This is a genomic window from Photobacterium sanguinicancri, assembly GCF_024346675.1.
Lineage (GTDB): Bacteria > Pseudomonadota > Gammaproteobacteria > Enterobacterales > Vibrionaceae > Photobacterium > Photobacterium sanguinicancri.
This window is the reverse complement of record NZ_AP024850.1, coordinates 1,954,800-1,971,570: the sequence shown is the minus strand read 5'-3', so window position 1 is coordinate 1,971,570 and position 16,771 is coordinate 1,954,800. Positions and strand designations below refer to the sequence as shown.

14 protein-coding genes and 1 pseudogene are annotated in these 16,771 nt (G+C 42.9%); 14 read left to right on the top strand and 1 reads right to left on the bottom strand.

Annotation, left to right across the window (positions count from 1 at the left end):
• The 9 genes from OCU87_RS09490 (at position 1) to OCU87_RS09450 (ending at position 12,316) form a co-directional block, all read left to right on the top strand.
• Entirely contained in the window at positions 1 to 2,241 is a 2,241-nt protein-coding gene (locus OCU87_RS09490; protein ID WP_239928770.1) for an MFS transporter, read from the top strand.
• Between the two features lie 98 nt (positions 2,242 to 2,339).
• The gene (locus tag OCU87_RS09485; RefSeq protein WP_390960816.1) at positions 2,340 to 3,473 is read left to right on the top strand and encodes an ABC transporter substrate binding protein; all 1,134 of its coding nucleotides are present in this window, start codon (positions 2,340 to 2,342) and stop codon (positions 3,471 to 3,473) included.
• Complete coding sequence (locus OCU87_RS09480) at positions 3,473 to 4,186, top strand: transporter substrate-binding domain-containing protein (RefSeq protein WP_261856986.1); 714 nt, start codon at positions 3,473 to 3,475, stop codon at positions 4,184 to 4,186. Before OCU87_RS09485 ends, OCU87_RS09480 begins: the two co-directional genes overlap by 1 nt.
• A 1-nt stretch (position 4,187) precedes the next feature.
• Entirely contained in the window at positions 4,188 to 5,192 is a 1,005-nt protein-coding gene (locus OCU87_RS09475; RefSeq protein ID WP_062690616.1) for a type VI secretion system-associated FHA domain protein, read from the top strand.
• Positions 5,193 to 5,669, top strand: a complete 477-nt coding sequence (gene tssJ, locus OCU87_RS09470) for a type VI secretion system lipoprotein TssJ (protein ID WP_062690617.1) — start codon at positions 5,193 to 5,195, stop codon at positions 5,667 to 5,669.
• Positions 5,669 to 6,991: a type VI secretion system baseplate subunit TssK gene (tssK, locus tag OCU87_RS09465; protein WP_261856985.1), complete on the top strand. Its 1,323-nt coding sequence runs from the start codon at positions 5,669 to 5,671 to the stop codon at positions 6,989 to 6,991. Before tssJ ends, tssK begins: the two co-directional genes overlap by 1 nt.
• Before the next feature lie 10 nt (positions 6,992 to 7,001).
• Positions 7,002 to 8,144, top strand: a complete 1,143-nt coding sequence (gene icmH, locus OCU87_RS09460) for a type IVB secretion system protein IcmH/DotU (RefSeq protein WP_261856984.1) — start codon at positions 7,002 to 7,004, stop codon at positions 8,142 to 8,144.
• Between the two features lie 8 nt (positions 8,145 to 8,152).
• Positions 8,153 to 11,623 (top strand): type VI secretion system membrane subunit TssM, encoded by a 3,471-nt coding sequence (gene tssM / locus OCU87_RS09455; protein WP_261856983.1) that lies wholly within the window; start codon positions 8,153 to 8,155, stop codon positions 11,621 to 11,623.
• Positions 11,624 to 11,644: 21 nt separating this feature from the next.
• Entirely contained in the window at positions 11,645 to 12,316 is a 672-nt protein-coding gene (locus OCU87_RS09450; protein ID WP_062690619.1) for a protein kinase domain-containing protein, read from the top strand.
• Positions 12,317 to 12,382: 66 nt separating this feature from the next.
• Here the strand turns inward: OCU87_RS09450 and OCU87_RS09445 are convergent, their stop codons facing one another.
• Positions 12,383 to 12,973: a hypothetical protein gene (locus OCU87_RS09445; RefSeq protein ID WP_261856982.1), complete on the bottom strand. Its 591-nt coding sequence runs from the start codon at positions 12,971 to 12,973 to the stop codon at positions 12,383 to 12,385.
• A 494-nt stretch (positions 12,974 to 13,467) separates the two neighbouring features.
• On the opposite strand from OCU87_RS09445, the gene OCU87_RS09440 reads away from it, so the two are divergent.
• The 5 genes and pseudogenes from OCU87_RS09440 (at position 13,468) to OCU87_RS09420 (ending at position 16,734) form a co-directional block, all read left to right on the top strand.
• Entirely contained in the window at positions 13,468 to 14,574 is a 1,107-nt protein-coding gene (locus tag OCU87_RS09440; RefSeq protein ID WP_261856981.1) for an arginine deiminase family protein, read from the top strand.
• A gap of 81 nt (positions 14,575 to 14,655) precedes the next feature.
• Complete coding sequence (locus OCU87_RS09435) at positions 14,656 to 15,210, top strand: porin family protein (RefSeq protein ID WP_261856980.1); 555 nt, start codon at positions 14,656 to 14,658, stop codon at positions 15,208 to 15,210.
• A gap of 68 nt (positions 15,211 to 15,278) precedes the next feature.
• A pseudogene (tatA, locus tag OCU87_RS09430) lies at positions 15,279 to 15,422 on the top strand (twin-arginine translocase TatA/TatE family subunit); the annotation flags it as partial.
• A gap of 42 nt (positions 15,423 to 15,464) precedes the next feature.
• Positions 15,465 to 15,659, top strand: a complete 195-nt coding sequence (gene tatB, locus OCU87_RS09425) for a Sec-independent protein translocase protein TatB (protein ID WP_261856979.1) — start codon at positions 15,465 to 15,467, stop codon at positions 15,657 to 15,659.
• 199 nt (positions 15,660 to 15,858) lie between these two features.
• The gene (locus OCU87_RS09420; protein ID WP_261856978.1) at positions 15,859 to 16,734 is read left to right on the top strand and encodes a LysR family transcriptional regulator; all 876 of its coding nucleotides are present in this window, start codon (positions 15,859 to 15,861) and stop codon (positions 16,732 to 16,734) included.
• The last annotated feature ends 37 nt before the right edge of the window (positions 16,735 to 16,771 follow it).

The window sequence follows — 16,771 nt, the reverse complement described above, 5'->3', positions numbered from 1 at the left end:
GTGGAAACAGTTAAATCTAACCTACGACTTACTTTCGGCACAGCAATAGTGACAATGTCACTATTGCTGGTGTTGGTTGTAGGGTATGCGCAAGCGCTGAAAAGCTACCGTCAATTATCATCGGATGCCGTCTTTGCGCAAACGCAAGCAACCCGACTGGGTATCGAACAAGTACTAAAGTCGGGTGTACCGCTGTCTGAGATTGCAGGGCTAAATTTAGTCTTGCAGCCAATTGTAAAATCGGATCCATCAGTAACAGGGTTAACGCTGTTTGCGGGGAGCAAGGAGTTGTATCGAACCGGAACTCAAAGCGATGAAGAGAGTTCGATAACCATTGCATTGAATAATAAATTTTCGCAAATCGGCACTTTGAAAGTGTATTTAAGTCAGCAAAAGGTTGAAGAGAAGGTCACCAGTACCTTTCAACCTATGATGTGGCTAATTTTGATTTTATTGCTTGTCTTTATCGGTAGTGTATTACGCAGTCGTAAACGAGCGGTGTACTTGACCAGCTTTACTGTGGTGTTTTTTGCCATGACAGTCTGCGTAATGATGCTGGTGGGTAGCTTATACCGCGATGGTCTTCATAGTAAGGCGATATCTCTTGCCGATATTGTTAGCTACCGTCTATCCCCTGTACTGGAATACGACATTGGCCGTGACATGATCACGGGGGTTGATAGCATGCTGGATCATTTCCGTCGTGCAAATCCAGAACTTGCCAGTATTTCGGTTTACAAGAGTGCCCAATTGGTGGCAACAAGCGTTGATGAAAACGCTATGGGCCAAATGATGGTGAGCAATGGTGGATTAGAGTACGCGTTAAGCACATCGGGTGAAGGGGAAGTACGTTTATCTTATCAGGCTGAAATGGTGATAGGGCAACTCGCACAAGTATTAAAAAACTTCGCTATTTTGTTTTTTGCTTGTGGTTTAGTTTGTTTCGCCTTTATCCGTTTGCTGAGTGGCGAACTGAATCAGTCACCGAAAGATCAAGTATTGGAACGTTTAAAACCGCTATTTCTTGGTGCCGTGTTGATGGAAGCTTTGATGGCGCCAATTTTGCCACAATTTTTAACATCGGTTGCGGAAGCGAATGGTTTGGGGGCAAGTGCTTCTTCGTTGTTTTTTGCTTTGTATTTCCTTGGTTTTGCACTGACGTTATTGCCTGCCGCACGATTAATTGAAACCTTTGATATTCGCCAAGTCTTATTCTTTGGTATTTTGCTTTCAACTTTGGGATGTGCCTTGCTTGGCTTTAGTGAATCTGGGGAAATGAGCAAGATAATTGCTGCACGCTTTATTTCTGGTGTTGGCCAATCATTGATCTTCATTTCGGTGCAAGGGTACATCTTACGCTTTAGCGACAAGAGTAATAAAACCCAAGCCGCGGGCATTATTGTATTTTGTTTCAATGCTGGCTTTATTTCGGGTGCGGCGATCGGGGCCTTATTGGTTAGCTACTTTGGCGATATTGGCATATTTACGATTTCTGCTGCCATCGGCACCGTGATGTGTGTGTTTAGCCTGATCTTACCATCTATGCCTGGATCTATTTATCGAGCTGCACACGGTCAAGCCGTTGAATCTGGCACTTTGCTTAGCAACATTAAAGCCATGGCTGCTGACTCGTGGCGCTTAATCAAAGTCCCTGCTTTTATTCGCACCATGGTTTTAGTGGGTATTCCTACCAAAGCGGCATTAACAGGCATCGTTTCATTTGCGGTTCCGTTAATGCTTGCTGAAAAGGGCGTTAGCAAGGAAAGCATTGGTCAGGTGCTAATGACGTATGCTGCCATCGTATTGTTGGTGAGTTACAAGGTTGGTCCATGGGTAGACAAACATGGCTGTAGCAAACTGGCACTTAGCCTCGGTAATCTACTGGCTGGTGTATCACTCGTGGTATTGGCGGTAGCGTTTAGCCAAGATCAGGACTGGCTAATTGTCTTATTAACTACGTTAGCCATGCTCTTCATGGGTGGATCTCATGGCCTAATTAATGCGCCAGTGGTTACGCATGTCGTTAATAACACGGCAAAACAGGAGTCTGACTCTTCGGTTGCCGTAACATACCGTTTTCTTGAGCGACTTGGTCATGTTTCTGGTGCCATTATTGTGGGTCAATTACTGTTTTGGCTCGATGTTGAAGAAGCACTGCTAACGATTGCGGCCTTCTTTGTTATCGCGTCTGTCATCTTCATGCTTTTTGATCGTCAACAACGTCAAGGAGCACACGAATGAATTGTTTAGCGAATACAACAGATTTGACAGCGAAGTTATTCACTATGGTGACCCGCATAGGTTCGAGAATACTGTGGTCTGCGGTGATTGGTTTTTCAATCATGTCGGCGTTTCTGGTATCGACAGCCTCGGCTTCTACATCGGCTGAGTTAGGGGATTGGCCTAATTGGTTAGGGAAAGATCTTCAACCTGCGCCATCAAGCCATTGGCAAGCTGATGTTGTTGGTGAAAGCGTTACGTTTTCACCAACGCAAGCGTTACCCAAAGTCTTGGTGATTGTTTCACGCAAAGCGACATCTTATGACGTCGCACTAAAAACACTATTAAGTGTTTATAGCCGTGAATTGCCACAAACGCAGTGGATAGTAAAACAGTTACCGTCTAATCCAATTGCGTTAGCTGCTTTATTAAAACAAGCAGAGAAAAAGGTAAACCTCATTTATACCTTAGGGTCGAAAGCGACGGTAGAGGTTCGTAATCTTTATGCTGGCGGTAAGTTGCCGGTTATTTCTGTTAATGCGAAAGATCCCGTGCAACTTGGCTTAATCGATAAATACAGTGGCTCAGGTGATAACTTTGCTTTTACCTCTTTGAATCTGCCTGCTGATGTCATTTTAAGCTTCATGAAGCGATTCAACCCCAGCTTAAAAAACATAGGTATTTTGTATGCAAACACCAATCGAAGCGCGTACTTGACTCAATTTCTTCCTCTAAAAGCGGTGGCTGAACAGGCTGGTATCAAGATTGTGCCAGTTGCCGTTGACGAGAGCATGGCAGACCTAAAGCTAGACCTTGCGATGGGAAGAGCCATTGCGGATTTAAAAGAAAACGATCCTCAGTTAGATCATTCATTACTTTGGTTAACGGGCAGCTCAAGCTTGTTGTCGCGGGTGGATGAAATTAACCGTTATTCACAAAAACTAGCACTGATCTCCGCTGTGCCAGATGTGGTGAACCAAAGCCAAGATAGTGCCTTGATGTCATTTGGCGTGAGCTTTGTGAACAATGCGCATCAAGCGGCTATTTATGGCCTTCAGGTTATTAATGATCAAGTTGACGTTGGCGATCTTCCTGTTGGTGTGATCTCACCGCCTGATATCGCGATTAGCTTTCAACAAGCACAGCGAATTAAGCAGAAAGTCCCCTTTGTTTTGATGGAAATGGCCAGTGATGTCTATGGCGTTAACGGTACGGTTATTCGTATGGATGGTAAGCCTGTGAAGGAGCGTTAATGATGATGCCAAAAATAGCGAAAACCGTTGTTATTTTAGCGAGTGTAATAGCATCAAGTTTTGCGAATGCAGAAGCACGCCCTGAACGTTTATTACTCGCAACACAAGAGTGGCGGCCATATCAATACCAAGAACGTGGTGAGATGAAAGGGCCGGGGATTACTCATCTTAAGTGTGTAATGAAGGTGCTTAAGCAGCCCTATCAAATCACCATGACGGATTGGGATCGTGCACAAATCTTGATTGAAGTCGGTGAACAACATGGCTTTTTCTTAGCATCTAAAAATGGCATTCGTGACAAATACGCTGATTATTCATCACCCGTGATGCAGCAGACATGGAGCTGGTTCAGCTTGTCAGATTCGATTGATACCAAAAATCCCATGTTTAAAAAAGAAGTGATGGTGACAGCGCTGTTTGGGTCGAATAAATGGTTTTGGCTGCAAGCTCAGGGCTATCGCGTTGAAAAAAAACCGCGTCGTCCTACTGCGTTATTAGAGTTACTTCTTTCGGGTGAAGTGGGTGCTGTTCTTGCCAACGACTTTGTAATGGAAGAGGCGATAAAAAAGTTGGGCGTGAGTCACCGAGCCATCACAACAACAAAAGTGAATGACAAACCATTAGGGGTCTACTTCTCGAAGAAATTCACGAAGCAGTATCCTCGTTTTATTAAAGAGTTCAACCAAGCTGTTAAGCAGTGTAAGGAGGGGTAGCATGCCGTTATCACTAAGAATTATCAGTTCTCCAGACGGGGAGCCCATTACTGCATGGGCGCATAATTTTCCTGATGAAGGAGGCAGCATAGGCCGTGCATTTGGCACGACCATGCAGCTCTCAGATGCTTCTCGTGAAATCTCAGGAACGCATGCACTAATTAGCCGCAGCAGTCGTGGTTATCAAATTATGGATGTCAGTACCAATGGCTTATTTATTAATGGTAGCCATGAGCCACTGGGTCGTAATAACCAATCGACCTTAAGCGACGGTGATGTACTGAATTTAGGTAAGTATAGGCTGATGATTTCTTGTTTCATTCCTGAAACGGCCAAAGCGAAGCAATTACAATCTGCTGCCGAGCCTATTTTGAACGGTTGGGAAGACGACCCTTTTGGCAGCGAATTACCCTCGGTCAAAACGCATTTAGAAGTGGTTACTCCTGAGCCAGATAGGTTTGACCCCGTCCTGTCGTTTACGGCGGAATCGCAAGACAGTGTGATTGAAGACCCTTTTTTAGCAAGAGAACCTGAAGTTGTTTTAGATAAGCAGTCTCAAACAGCGAATGTGTTTCAAGATGATGGTTTTGATGATGACCCATTCGGTGATGACAACATAAACCAAGTGGTCGCCATACAACGAGAGCCGCGACGAGAATCGCAGCGTGGTGGGGTGCAAGAGCATCAGTCAGCCGCTACAACTGCAAGTGCATCTGCGGTTCTTGACCCTCAGCAGCTTTTGTCATTTCAAGCGAAGCAACAAGAGATGATGATGCAAGCGGCTGAAATGGCTCTAGATCGTTTATTAACGGAAGTGTCACCAGAGTCATTAGAAGGTTTATTCACTGACTTAGCACCAAGCAGTTTTTGGGGGCGAAAACCTGATTATTGGGCCATGTATCAACGCTATTATGCGCGTCAGAAAGAGAACAACGAGTGGCAGATGAAGTTCAAAGCTTACTTTGCTGAAAGCTTACGCATCAAACAAACATTTGGAGATAAGTAAATGAAGCGCATTTTATTTCTCGTCTCTGCATTGTTAATGCTGAATGGTTGCAGTAGCTGGATGTTTTGGAAAGATGACAGTCCCGCGTTAGTGATCGCGCATATCACCGCTGCAAATAATATTAACCCAAATATTGACGGTCTTGCATCGCCGCTTGAAGTCAGAATTTATCAATTGGCAGATAGTGAAGCGTTTAAGCAAGCCAATTTTTTGGACATTTACAACGACGATCAGGGTGCACTCAAAGCCGATTTATTATCGAAGCGTCAACTAGGTAGTGTTTTACCAAGCGGTAAATTGACGGTGGAAATTCCGCAAATGAGTGAAGTGAAATATGTGGGAGTGATAGCGGCATTCGCGAATTACCGAGAAGCAAAAAATAAAGTGATTATGGCTATCGAGCCTGATTCAAAAATCGAAGTAAACGTAATGATCGACGGTATTAATGTCAGTGTTACGGATCTAGAGGACAAATAATGGATAAGAATAAAGTCGTTTGGTCTGAAGGGATGTTTTTAAGTCCTCAGCACTTTCAACAACAAGAACGCTATTTAGAAGGCTTTGCAAAAGACTATTGCGGGCTGATGAACCCATCGCGTTATGGTTTGGCTGATTTTAACCTTGATCACTCTATGACGAACATAGGTAAAGTCGGTATTAAGAACGCGAGAGGTATTTTTCCTGATGGCACACCGTTTGATATCCGTAATGGCTTAGCGCTGGATGTTCCCGCAGGCACCATAGATAAAATGGTTTACCTTGCAATGCCAATCTACCGCTCTGGTGTGGTTAACGTAGGTGAAAAAAGTGACCGAAACCGTCGCTACCATCGCGCGGATCACAATGTGTTTGATACCAGCAGAGGCAATAGTGATGCGTTGCAACTAGAACTGGCAGAGTTGAATATTGTATTAAAGCTTGAAGGTGAAGATCTACAAGATTACACATTAATCCCGATTGCGCATGTATCTGAACATAAGTCTGATGGTGAAATTGAATTAAACCAAGCGTTTATTCCAGCATCACTGTACTTCACTGTGTCTAACTACCTGAAAGAAGGGGTTAGTGAGTTATATGCGCAGATGCAGTATCGCGCACGAACGATTTCCCAACGTTTGCAAGTTGAATCGGCAAGTAAGAGCCATCAGGCGCTGATGCGCGATTATTTATGGCTGCAGTCGTTAGGGCGTTGGCTCCCGATGGTGAAGTATTGGCTTGATGTTGGTACTACCTCACCGCAAGAGGTGTATCACCAATGTCTGCAAATAGCGGGGGAAATGCAGGGGCTAAATGGCAAGATGCCACAAGAATACCCTGGTTGGAATAATGGCAAGTTGTACGCTTTATTCTCTAGCTTATTTGTTGATATGCGTGTGCTATTGCGTGAAGTTCAACTTGATAATGTCACCACGTTAACTTGGGATTCAAACTTATTCTTGAAACGTCGCTTATTGCGAACGCTGGTGCAAGATCGTGGTTTATATAACTCAGGCCGCTTTATTCTTGTTGTGTCATCCCCGTTGGGGTCAGTGCAATTAAGTGAACAATTTCCGTTAGCCGTGAAACTGGCGGGGAATAGTACGATTGCTGATTTGGTACGAAATTCATTATCTGGTGTGCCATTACGCACCTTACCTATAGCACCTTCCGAGCTAAAACTGCGCACGGATGCCGCATATTTTGAGTTAGATACACGTTCTGAGCTATGGCATGAATTGGTGCAAAAAGACGAGCCAATTGCGTTACACGTCGACAGCCGTATTGGTGATGTTGATATTGAATTTTACGTAATTCGTTGATGGTATCGCTATGACTTCGTTATTTAATGAACAAGAAACAATTTCGATACGCCGCACTGAGTTTAAGCAAAACATAGCTGAACCAATTAAAACTCAGGCGCTGGATTTATCAGGCACTGAGAAGGTAATCGATAATTTAGCTATCTATGAAAACCCATTGCTTAATGCATGTAGTGAGTTGTTGGGGCTATTGGTGAGCTTACCGAGAATGTCGTCACCGCTTGATATTGACGCTTTCCGCCAACAACTACTGGATGCAATTGATGATTTTAAACGACGGGGGTTGTTTTTAGATTATCACCCGAGTGTGATCGAAAAGGGTTGCTTTGTGCTGTGTGCCGCTTTTGATGAAATGATCCAATATACCTCGTGGGGAGAGCAAATCCGTTGGGAAAATCACTCTGTACTAAGCAAGGTATTTAATCAGCGCAATGGTGGTGAAGTTTTTTTTCAACTGCTTGATCAGGCGCGCCGTCAACCATCTAAGCTTGTTGATTTTCTAGAGCTGCAGTATGTGTTGATGATGCTGGGTTTCCTTGGCAAGTATCGTCACGCCGAACGCAGGAAGATCAACGAGTTAAAGTCTGAGTTATACCTGACGATCCGCCATTTTCGCGAAGAGTCAGGTATGCATGTGCCTGTTACGCCAGAGTTACCCGTAAAGAAAACTCCTTGGCAGTTTTTAAGCGCCCCTAAGTTGATGATGCTTACAACGCTGGTTGTGGTGGGCTCTTATATATTTTCTGAGTTTTGGTATGACAGCCGAAGTCAGTCCACTATCACGGCGTTCAACACACTAGAAATGGATGGCTTTTCTAACTCCTCTCAAGATGAAGATTTGGTGTATGTCAGTACTGCTGAAGATATCGGTCTTATTGAGCCAGTCGCAGAGAAAAAAGCTGCTCCAACACCAGAGGCAAAGCCTGCACAGTGGGAAGTATTGTTGGCGACATTCTCAATAGAGGCTAATGCCAAACGACTTGCTCAAGATATGCAAGGTACTGGCTACAGCGTGCAAATTCGTGAAATGGACAACATGGTTGAGCTGGTGGTGCCTAAACAGGCAGATCTAACCAAAGCCAAGCAATTGAAGAATGAGTTAAATGCACGATTTGGCTTGAATGCCGTTATTCGTCGCAGCAAACAGAGTTAGTAACAATAATGAATAAAGTAAACCTGAATAAGCCATGGCTGGCTATAACTCTTGCCTTCTTGTTGGGCACACTGGCAGTTGTCTACTGGATGCCAATCGCTACCGACGATGCGTTTCCCCTACGTACCGCAATGATGTGGGGCGGGGGTATATTATGTGTGCTGAGTAGTTTCGCGTGTTATTGGTATCGCGATCAATCAAAAGAAGCGAAGCAAGAGCATGAAGTGGAAATCTTGTTCAAGCAAGATGTGAAAACCATTAACCAAATGTTCATCGAGGCCATTAAGCAACTAAAAGGCCTGCGGGCTAATAAGTTACATAACATGTATGAACTTCCATGGTATGTGCTTATTGGTGGTGAAAAAGATGCGAAAAGCAGCTTATTACAGCAAAACAACTTAGAACCCGTATTGCACCGTACGTTAGATGACAGTGATACCGATCAGTATTTACGTTTCTGGAGTAACGATAGTCTTGTTGTGGTTGAAGTCGGCCACCGTTTATTCGATGACTCAGGGATAGATGATCGTCTATGGCGTGTATTTGCTCAGCAACTATTGAAATATCGTCCACGCCAAGCGGTAAACGGCATTATTACGGCGATTGGCTGCGATCGTTTATTGCAGGGCGATAAGAAAACACGCGTTACATTAAGCTCAAACTTGCAGGAATCCATTTTGGCACTAGGTGAACATACTGGATTATCACTGCCAGTGTACACCGTCTTTACTAAGTCGGATTCGATTGCTGATTTTGTCGATTTCTTTACGAACTACTCGGGTTGCGATGTTGAGAATCCATTTGGTGTCACGCTGCAGCTTAACGAAAATAATCGTTTTGACCCGCGTGACCTCAAAAAAGAGTGTGATGCTATCTTGACCAATTTAGCTCAGCAGCAGTTTCAGCTATTGCGAGAATCGCGAGAAGAAGAGTCCAAATCGATCATCACACTTCCTTATCAGTTACGTGTGTTCTTTGAGCGAGCGAATGAGCTGCTCACTCATCTTGGCCGTGAAAACCGAGTACGTCAATCGGTATGGTTACGTGGTATGTATATGCTCACCACGAGTCAAAAAGAGGTGAGTTTTGATCTGTTAACCCAGCTTGTGGCTGATAAAGCCGCTTTCAATGCCGAAGGTATCAAGCACCAGCAACAAGGTCGAAAGAGTCTTTTTGCCAACCGTATTTTTAGCAATGTCATATTACCTGAAGCCACGCTGGTTGGTGTTAATGAACGTCGTCACTATAGCTATTTAGCGTTGCGATCGTTAATGGTGATGTGCGTCGTGTCTGGGATTGTATTCTTTGGCCTGCAGTTGCGTGATAACTGGAGCTACGATGAAGCGTTTCGAGAAAAGGCGATTACTAAACTGAGCTTATACCGTAATGATATTGATCGTCTGCGCGATGGCTTTACTGGCTTAGAAGAAATTACGCCAGTTCTGAATGAATTACGATTGGTGGCACAAGAAGGCGAACAGCCCTTAGCTTGGTACGATAAAGTCAGCTTTAACCAAACTCAAACTGCTGAAGATATTTATCAAAGCTACCAAAAGCAACTGCAGATCTTTTTGCTGCCTCAACTTGAAGAGGTGTTAAGTAGCGAACTGTATGTGTACGTTAACTTAGGTAATCCAAGTAAGGTCTTTGAATTGTTGCGTTATTATCAAATGTTGTTTGATAAGCAACGCCTAGATCAGAATGAAATGATTAATTACCTGGTCGATACACTCAACGATCAAGGTGATATTTCAGCGAGTAACATCAACAATCTGAGTAAGTTGATGGTTGATTTATTCAATAGTGATTATCAAAACATGCTGAAATCCAATGATGAGTTGGTATCGGTTGCAGTTCAAAACTTAGAAGGGTTATCGCCTGAACGCTTGATTTATGCGCGTGTAAAATCGATGCCTGAATACCGAAATCGTGTGGATATTCGACGTCAGTTGGGTGATAAATTTGATGATTTATTTCAATTTAGAGAAGACTTCCACGGTTATTTATTGCCTGAGTTATTCACTCGCCAAGGGCACAGTAAAATAGATCTAACCGTTAAGTCGGCTCTGTTGAAAAAGCAATATGATGAATTCAAAAGTATCCAAGGGGATATGTCTGGCGCGTCTGTTGCTGAGCTATCTGAGCTTAGTAAGAAAATCCAAAGGCTGTACTACGCGGATTATGTCTATCAGTGGAAAGAGTTAGTGAAGAACATTGAAGTGAAAGACTTCACCAGTGTGTATGACCTTGCTAGCGCTATTAAAATTGCCCGAGAGCCAGCCAACAGTCCATTAATTGATGTGTTAGATGCAGTGATTGTGAACACCACGCTGGCGGCTAAAAATGATGCTGATACCAGAGGAAACGCAAAAGCGGCAAACCAGCTTGGTCTGAAAAAGGTCGGTAAGCAGCTAAGAAAGCTCGACAAAATCAATCGCGTTGCGGGTGATGACTTAGTCCGTTTACAACCATCATTTGTAGTTAACGAAGCTTTTAGTCGTTATGCCTCTTTCATGGCTATTCAAGGGAAAAGCAAGAGTGCACCAATCGATGAGCTAATGACTGAGCTGGATAACTTAAATACTTATTTTGATTCAGCGTTAACCAGCAGTGAACCACAGCGTGTGCTGTATGCGAATGCACAAGCCCATGCGGCAGGTAGCCAAGATGCGTTAGTTAACTTCCGACGCCAATCAAGCAAAGCACCGGGGCAAGTTGCAGACTGGATCAAAAGCCTTGATAAGCAAGCGTGGAAGGGCGTGATTGAAGGTGGCGTTGGCTACCTTAACCAGCAATGGCAAGGGCAGGTCTATCATTTTTATCGCGAAGCCGTTGAAGGACGTTTTCCATTTGCACTGCAAGGACGAGGTGAAGTCGCAATTGATGATTTTGCTACTATGTTCAAACCGCAAGGGCGTCTAGATACCTTTATTACTAAGCAGTTACAGCCCTTTGTATATTGGGATAATAACACCTTAAAATTAGCAGAGGTTGATGGCCGTAAGTTGCCAATACAGCAAGCAACATTAAATCAACTTAACCAAGCGAAGAAAATCAGTACTATTTTCTTTGGTCCTACAGGTCAGCAGCTTGCGGTTAAGTTGAAGTTTAGAGCCAGTTCAATGAGCACCTCCTCCACACAATTTAATGTGCGAGAGAATGAAAATATCTTTACCTATCGCCATGGCCCTCGTTTGTGGAGCAAGGTGATATGGCCATCGATTGGTGCAAACGATTATATGTCGGCAAATTTCTACAGTGGTGAAAACCGCATCGCGACTAAGTCTTATACCGGGCAATGGGCTCTGTTTAGATTGCTTTTTGATGGTAGTTCAAGCGCGACGGCGGACAGAAGAATACGCAAACTTCATTATGGTTTAGAAGATCAAAGCATAGTGTTTGAATACGCACTGGACAGCAGTAATAGTGTGTTGAATAAGCGTTTGCTGAATAACTTTCATCTTTCATCCAATCTGTAGCTGCATGACTAAGGTAGAAATATGAAGGTCGCATTTCATGACTCACACTCATGCCCTGCACGAGTAACGCACCCGCTGACAGAACGTTTTGACGTCATTGATACACTCTCGGATAAGGTATGGCTTGCGCACGATCGGCAAGCCAATTTCATGCAGCCAGTGGTGATCAAGCAAGGTGAAGATGATCAACTAGAACGTGAATGGCGTTGTTTACAGCAATGCCACTCGCATTATTTTCGCCAGCCGATCGAGCGGTTAGTCGATGAGCAGTTATTAGTTCTTGAGTATGTCGCAGGTGACTCTTTACTTAGCTTGGAGCAGCATCAAGTTTCTCTCTTTTTAGACTTGGTGCCACAACTAGTGCGGGCGATAACTCTTATCCATCAGCAAGGCTGGGTTCATGGCGATATTAAACCTTCGAATGTATTACTCGATAAACAGTCGAAGGCAATCACGATTATCGATTTTGGCGCGGCCTTACCGATTAATACGCTGGTTAATACGCAATCGAGTATACAATTCTCCTTGGGCTTTTGTTCTGAATCTCGAACCTATGGGCATCATCGCGTGTCAGAAAAAGATGATTGGTATTCACTACAACAATGGCTACTTCAATTAAAGTCTGCAGGGTTAACTATTAAGGAAGCTAAGCAGGTAGATAAGTGGCTAGCCTGGTTATACGCTAAAGTTTAAATAAGAAACCTCGATACTTTTATAGTTCGAGGTTTTTTATTAATGATTAAGTAAAGTTATATAGAGCTATAAGTAAGATTCAAGGTGATGAATGATTCTTTGTTCCTCATCTTTTGAGGCTTTTAATACCATGTATCCGTTAGGGGCAAAATGAACAATAGCGTGAATGCTAATTACCTGAGAAAGCACATTAAGCATCGCCCAGCTTGAAGGGGTAACACTAAATTGCATGTGCACTAAGCGCTCGCCCCCATAACTTAGTGCGCCATTGTAGCGTTGGTTGCAGAGTAGGGCATGGTTGTCATTTGCCACATAAATAGCTTCAGCCGCTAAATCAGTAATCGTAATCGGGAAGGCTTCTGGTGAACAATATGCGTTGATCATTGCGGCTTCTGCTTGGTACTTTGTTTGTAATTCAATCTCGTTGCCGCGTACATCAATATCACCATAGAATCCAATAGAAAAAATATGAGATAAAAACTTTTCGACCGAAATAGGATTGGAGAGAGAAACGAGCCACCAATGCGCCCCTGTTGCAGGCAGAAAAGTGCGATCTTTACTGCGCGCAGCCATGAATGTAGAAGTATGCGCAGCTAATTTAGAGATGTAACTCGTTGAGATAATCGTTTTTTCAATATTTTTGGTTGCAGTCATCATAAATTCCTTTTAAAGCTGCAAAAGGTACAACATATTTTTAGGTGCCTGTGATTGCATTTGCAATAAGGTGCATTTCTATACCTTTGTATCTAAATTTGTTTGTCTATGCCACCAAAGAAAGTGGTTTAATCGTTATGTGGGCGAGGGATCACGTTGCCGTTTCAAGTCATTTAAGAGAGAGAATGCCACGCTAACTTTTCGTAATGTCAGATATTAAGTTATGCATTAAAGCCAAGCACAATAATTGAGATGCAAATTAGCTTCTTTAAGGCGAGCAGACATATAACGGTTATATATGTTTTCGTTATTATTATTGAAAATAGAGTATAGCGATTGAAGTAAATAGAGGCATGTGCACTTATTCTTGTTGCTCCGCAGATTTGAGTTTCTTCTTTCAATAAACCTGAAAGTAATCAATTAAACATTTCAGCCCTTCTTCTTGATAATACATCCCAAGACAACGAAACAGCTAGCCATTAAGACGGGATGTAGATATGAACAAATCAATGAATAGACGTAATTTCTTCAAGGTTGCAGGTGCAGCGGCGGCAGTAGGAACAGCGGCAGCAATGGTACCTTCAGCATTAGCATCATCAATGAAAACACCAGTTATGAAAGACGCTAAAGGTAACGGTGTATATAACGAGTGGGACAAACTTGAAGCGGTGATTGTTGGTCGTACAGAAGGCTTTGCATACCCTGAACTAGATTGGGTACTGGAATCGTATCAAGGTATCTCTGAAGAAGTGAAAAAAAGTCTTCGTGAGTCTGCAGGCAAGACATTTGAAGAAGTAGCTCCTGAATGGTATGCATCTTCTCGCGACCAGCAACATGCTTTAGCTGAAATTATGAAGCAACATGGTGTGAAGGTTGTTCGCCCTGAAATTGCGACAGCTGCCGATGCTCAGTTTGGTGTGCCAGGTTATTCCGCGATGTTCGAACGTGATAACACGCTTTCTATCGATGATCAGGTTATTAATACGTACTGCCGTACCCGTGGGCGTCGCAAAACGCATCCGCATTTATTCGAAGGTGTAACAGCGCATGTGAAGGAAACTGGACAGACGCATATTTCGATGCCTCAGCCATCTCCAACTGCGGATCTGAAAGATGATGCTCAACCATATATCGAAGGTGGCGACGTATTCGTACTCGGTAAAGATATTTTAATTGGGCATGCTGGTATTGCATCAAGCTATGCAGGGATCGAGTGGATTCGTCAGCACTTTGAGCCGAAAGGTTATCGCATTCATACCATAGAGATTTCAAATAAGTTTATTCACTTAGATTGTATCTTCATGACACCTCGTTCGGGATTAGCCGTATGTCACCTCGATGGTGTTGTTGGTGGGTGCGATGGTTTTCCTGAATTTATGAAAGATTGGGAATTCGTTAACGCAACATATAAAGAAGCGAAGGCGATGGGTTGTAATGGCATTAACTTAGCTCCAAACAAAACTGTTATTGGTGCAGAACATATACGCATTATTAATGAATTAGAAAAACGTGGCGTGGAGTGTGTGAAATTACCCTATGCAGATGCCTCAGCCTTTGGTGGTGGTCCACGTTGTTCAACGCATCCACTAAAGCGCCAAGCTTAATTTCGATTTAATACTCTGGAGAGTTTGGATGCTCTCCATATCAATATAAATGAAGGATTATTGATATTAAAAGAGAATAATATGAAAAAATTCACATTAATTGCACTATCAACTTTATTTTTATCTAATGCTGTACTTGCTGATGATTATGCAGGCCATCGTTTGGGTGCTGGTTATCAAGGCGGTAAATTATCGCTTGATTCAAGTGCCAAGCAATCCACTAAATTATCAGACAGTGAAAGTGCCAAGATAGAATATGGCTATGACTTTAACCGTATATTTTCGTTAAATGCTGGTGGTACTGTCGGGCGAGGTCACAGTGAGTTATCCGGCGAAAAAGAGAAATTTAATAAAAGTTCTTTGTTTGCAGAGGCGGAACTAGGCTACGCCTTTGAGGTTGGTAACTTTGATATTAAACCCTATGCGGCGCTTGGTGTTAGTGCGAATTTTGATGATATCAAGCTAGATAAGGCTGATGGTAAAAACCATACAGCGGCAGGTGTTCATGCTGCCGTCGGTGCTCGATTAAATACACCAGTGGGTGTCTATGTCGATGGCAGAGTTCAAAATGGCAAGGTGAAAGATCGTCATATTGAAGAAACGCAAGGCACAATTACTGTGGGTTATAAATTCTAACTTGTTATATATGCTGGGCTTAGTTGCCCAGCACAACTTTACATATTTACTAAATTGAGGTGATGATTATGGGTGGTATTTCTGTATGGCAACTTGCCATTATCGCAGTCATTGTAGGCTTGGTTTTTGGTACAAAGCGACTGAGAACATTAGGTAGCGATGTTGGTACATCTGTTAAAGGTTTTAAGAAAGCGATATCAGAGGACGAACCAACTGTCGCTCAAAACCCATTACCCAAGCCTTAGGAGGCGCATATGTTTGATTTTGGTATGTTTGAGTTAATCATGATTGTAGTTGTAGGCTTAGTGGTTCTTGGCCCTAAAGAATTGCTTGAGATGGTAAAAAATCTTGTATCGCTGATAAATAAAGCAAAGACGATGGCTTCTAATATATCTCAGCAATTAGAAACAGAATTAAACCCTATCGACACCTCAAAAAAAACTGATTAGCCTTTAAACCAAGGATGGTGATTAACCCCCTCTGAACGTCTTCCTTAAGCTATAACAACATTCTCCCTTTCATAAGTTATAAAGTTGCTGAATTAGCCATACTCCTGATTTATAAGACAGTAATAATATTATTTCAAACAAGCTAAATCATAATGCTTTACACTTAACGCATGAAGATTGCGTTAATGAGTGAGAGGTCATGGTTAATATAGAGCACCTTACAATTTTTGTTGCTGCTGTAGAGCATGGTTCATTTAGTGCCGCGGCGAAGGCTCTCGGTAGAAGTGTTAGTGGCGTAAGTATGTGTATCTCCAATATGGAAGATGACCTTGGTTTTGCTTTATTTGACCGTTCAACGAAACGACCGACCTTAACCTCTGCGGGTGAGCGACTATTGATTCATGCGCAAACACTCTTAAGGCAAGCGACTCGCCTTGAAGATGTGATAGCAGCTGTTAATGATGATGTGGAAGAATCATTTACTATTGGCTTAGGTGAATTAGTACCGATACAACTTGTTGAAGAGCAAGTTGCGAAAACTATTCGCCAGTTTCCAAATACAAAGTTTAATTTTCAGCGCGGCACTAGAAAGCAAATGGACATGCTCTTTGTGAATGATTCTCTTGATGTGTTAATAAGAGCACAAGGTGCGGGTGTTGATACCGATGCCGATTTTTATCAGTTCGTTATTGCTGATACAGTTTGTGTTTGTTCGCCAGATTCTGAATTAGCGGATATGGACGAGGTTGATAACGAAACACTGATTGCGACAAGGCAACTAGTCTGTGAAAGCATGTTTGATAACCCGATGCTAAAAATAGAAGCGATCGTTTCAAACGATGTGATGTTGCTCAGTTCAATGAATGATTTAATTCAGTTTGTAGAACAAGATCTTGGGTGGGCGTTTGTACCTAAATGTCAGATTGAAGATAGGGTGAATACTGGGGCATTGACGACGTTTATGCCTCAATTTGCATTATCGACAAGAGGGATTGCGTTTGATTTATTGATAAAGCAAAAAGCCCATACTCGGCCTGTTGCCACTTATTTTTCAGACCTGTTTACTAATAAATAACAGAGTTATTGCTGCTATATCGGATTGCCTTTTACTT

What these genes read in the sequence shown, in the direction of transcription:
- OCU87_RS09480 (WP_261856986.1), top strand. Translation starts at nt 3,473, where the DNA reads ATGATGATGCCAAAAATAGCGAAAACCGTTGTTATTTTAGCGAGTGTA.
- OCU87_RS09475 (WP_062690616.1), top strand. Translation starts at nt 4,188, where the DNA reads ATGCCGTTATCACTAAGAATTATCAGTTCTCCAGACGGGGAGCCCATT.
- tssJ (WP_062690617.1), top strand. Translation starts at nt 5,193, where the DNA reads ATGAAGCGCATTTTATTTCTCGTCTCTGCATTGTTAATGCTGAATGGT.
- tssK (WP_261856985.1), top strand. Translation starts at nt 5,669, where the DNA reads ATGGATAAGAATAAAGTCGTTTGGTCTGAAGGGATGTTTTTAAGTCCT.
- icmH (WP_261856984.1), top strand. Translation starts at nt 7,002, where the DNA reads ATGACTTCGTTATTTAATGAACAAGAAACAATTTCGATACGCCGCACT.
- tssM (WP_261856983.1), top strand. Translation starts at nt 8,153, where the DNA reads ATGAATAAAGTAAACCTGAATAAGCCATGGCTGGCTATAACTCTTGCC.
- OCU87_RS09450 (WP_062690619.1), top strand. Translation starts at nt 11,645, where the DNA reads ATGAAGGTCGCATTTCATGACTCACACTCATGCCCTGCACGAGTAACG.
- OCU87_RS09445 (WP_261856982.1), bottom strand. Translation starts at nt 12,973, where the DNA reads ATGATGACTGCAACCAAAAATATTGAAAAAACGATTATCTCAACGAGT.
- OCU87_RS09440 (WP_261856981.1), top strand. Translation starts at nt 13,468, where the DNA reads ATGAACAAATCAATGAATAGACGTAATTTCTTCAAGGTTGCAGGTGCA.
- OCU87_RS09435 (WP_261856980.1), top strand. Translation starts at nt 14,656, where the DNA reads ATGAAAAAATTCACATTAATTGCACTATCAACTTTATTTTTATCTAAT.
- tatB (WP_261856979.1), top strand. Translation starts at nt 15,465, where the DNA reads ATGTTTGATTTTGGTATGTTTGAGTTAATCATGATTGTAGTTGTAGGC.
- OCU87_RS09420 (WP_261856978.1), top strand. Translation starts at nt 15,859, where the DNA reads ATGGTTAATATAGAGCACCTTACAATTTTTGTTGCTGCTGTAGAGCAT.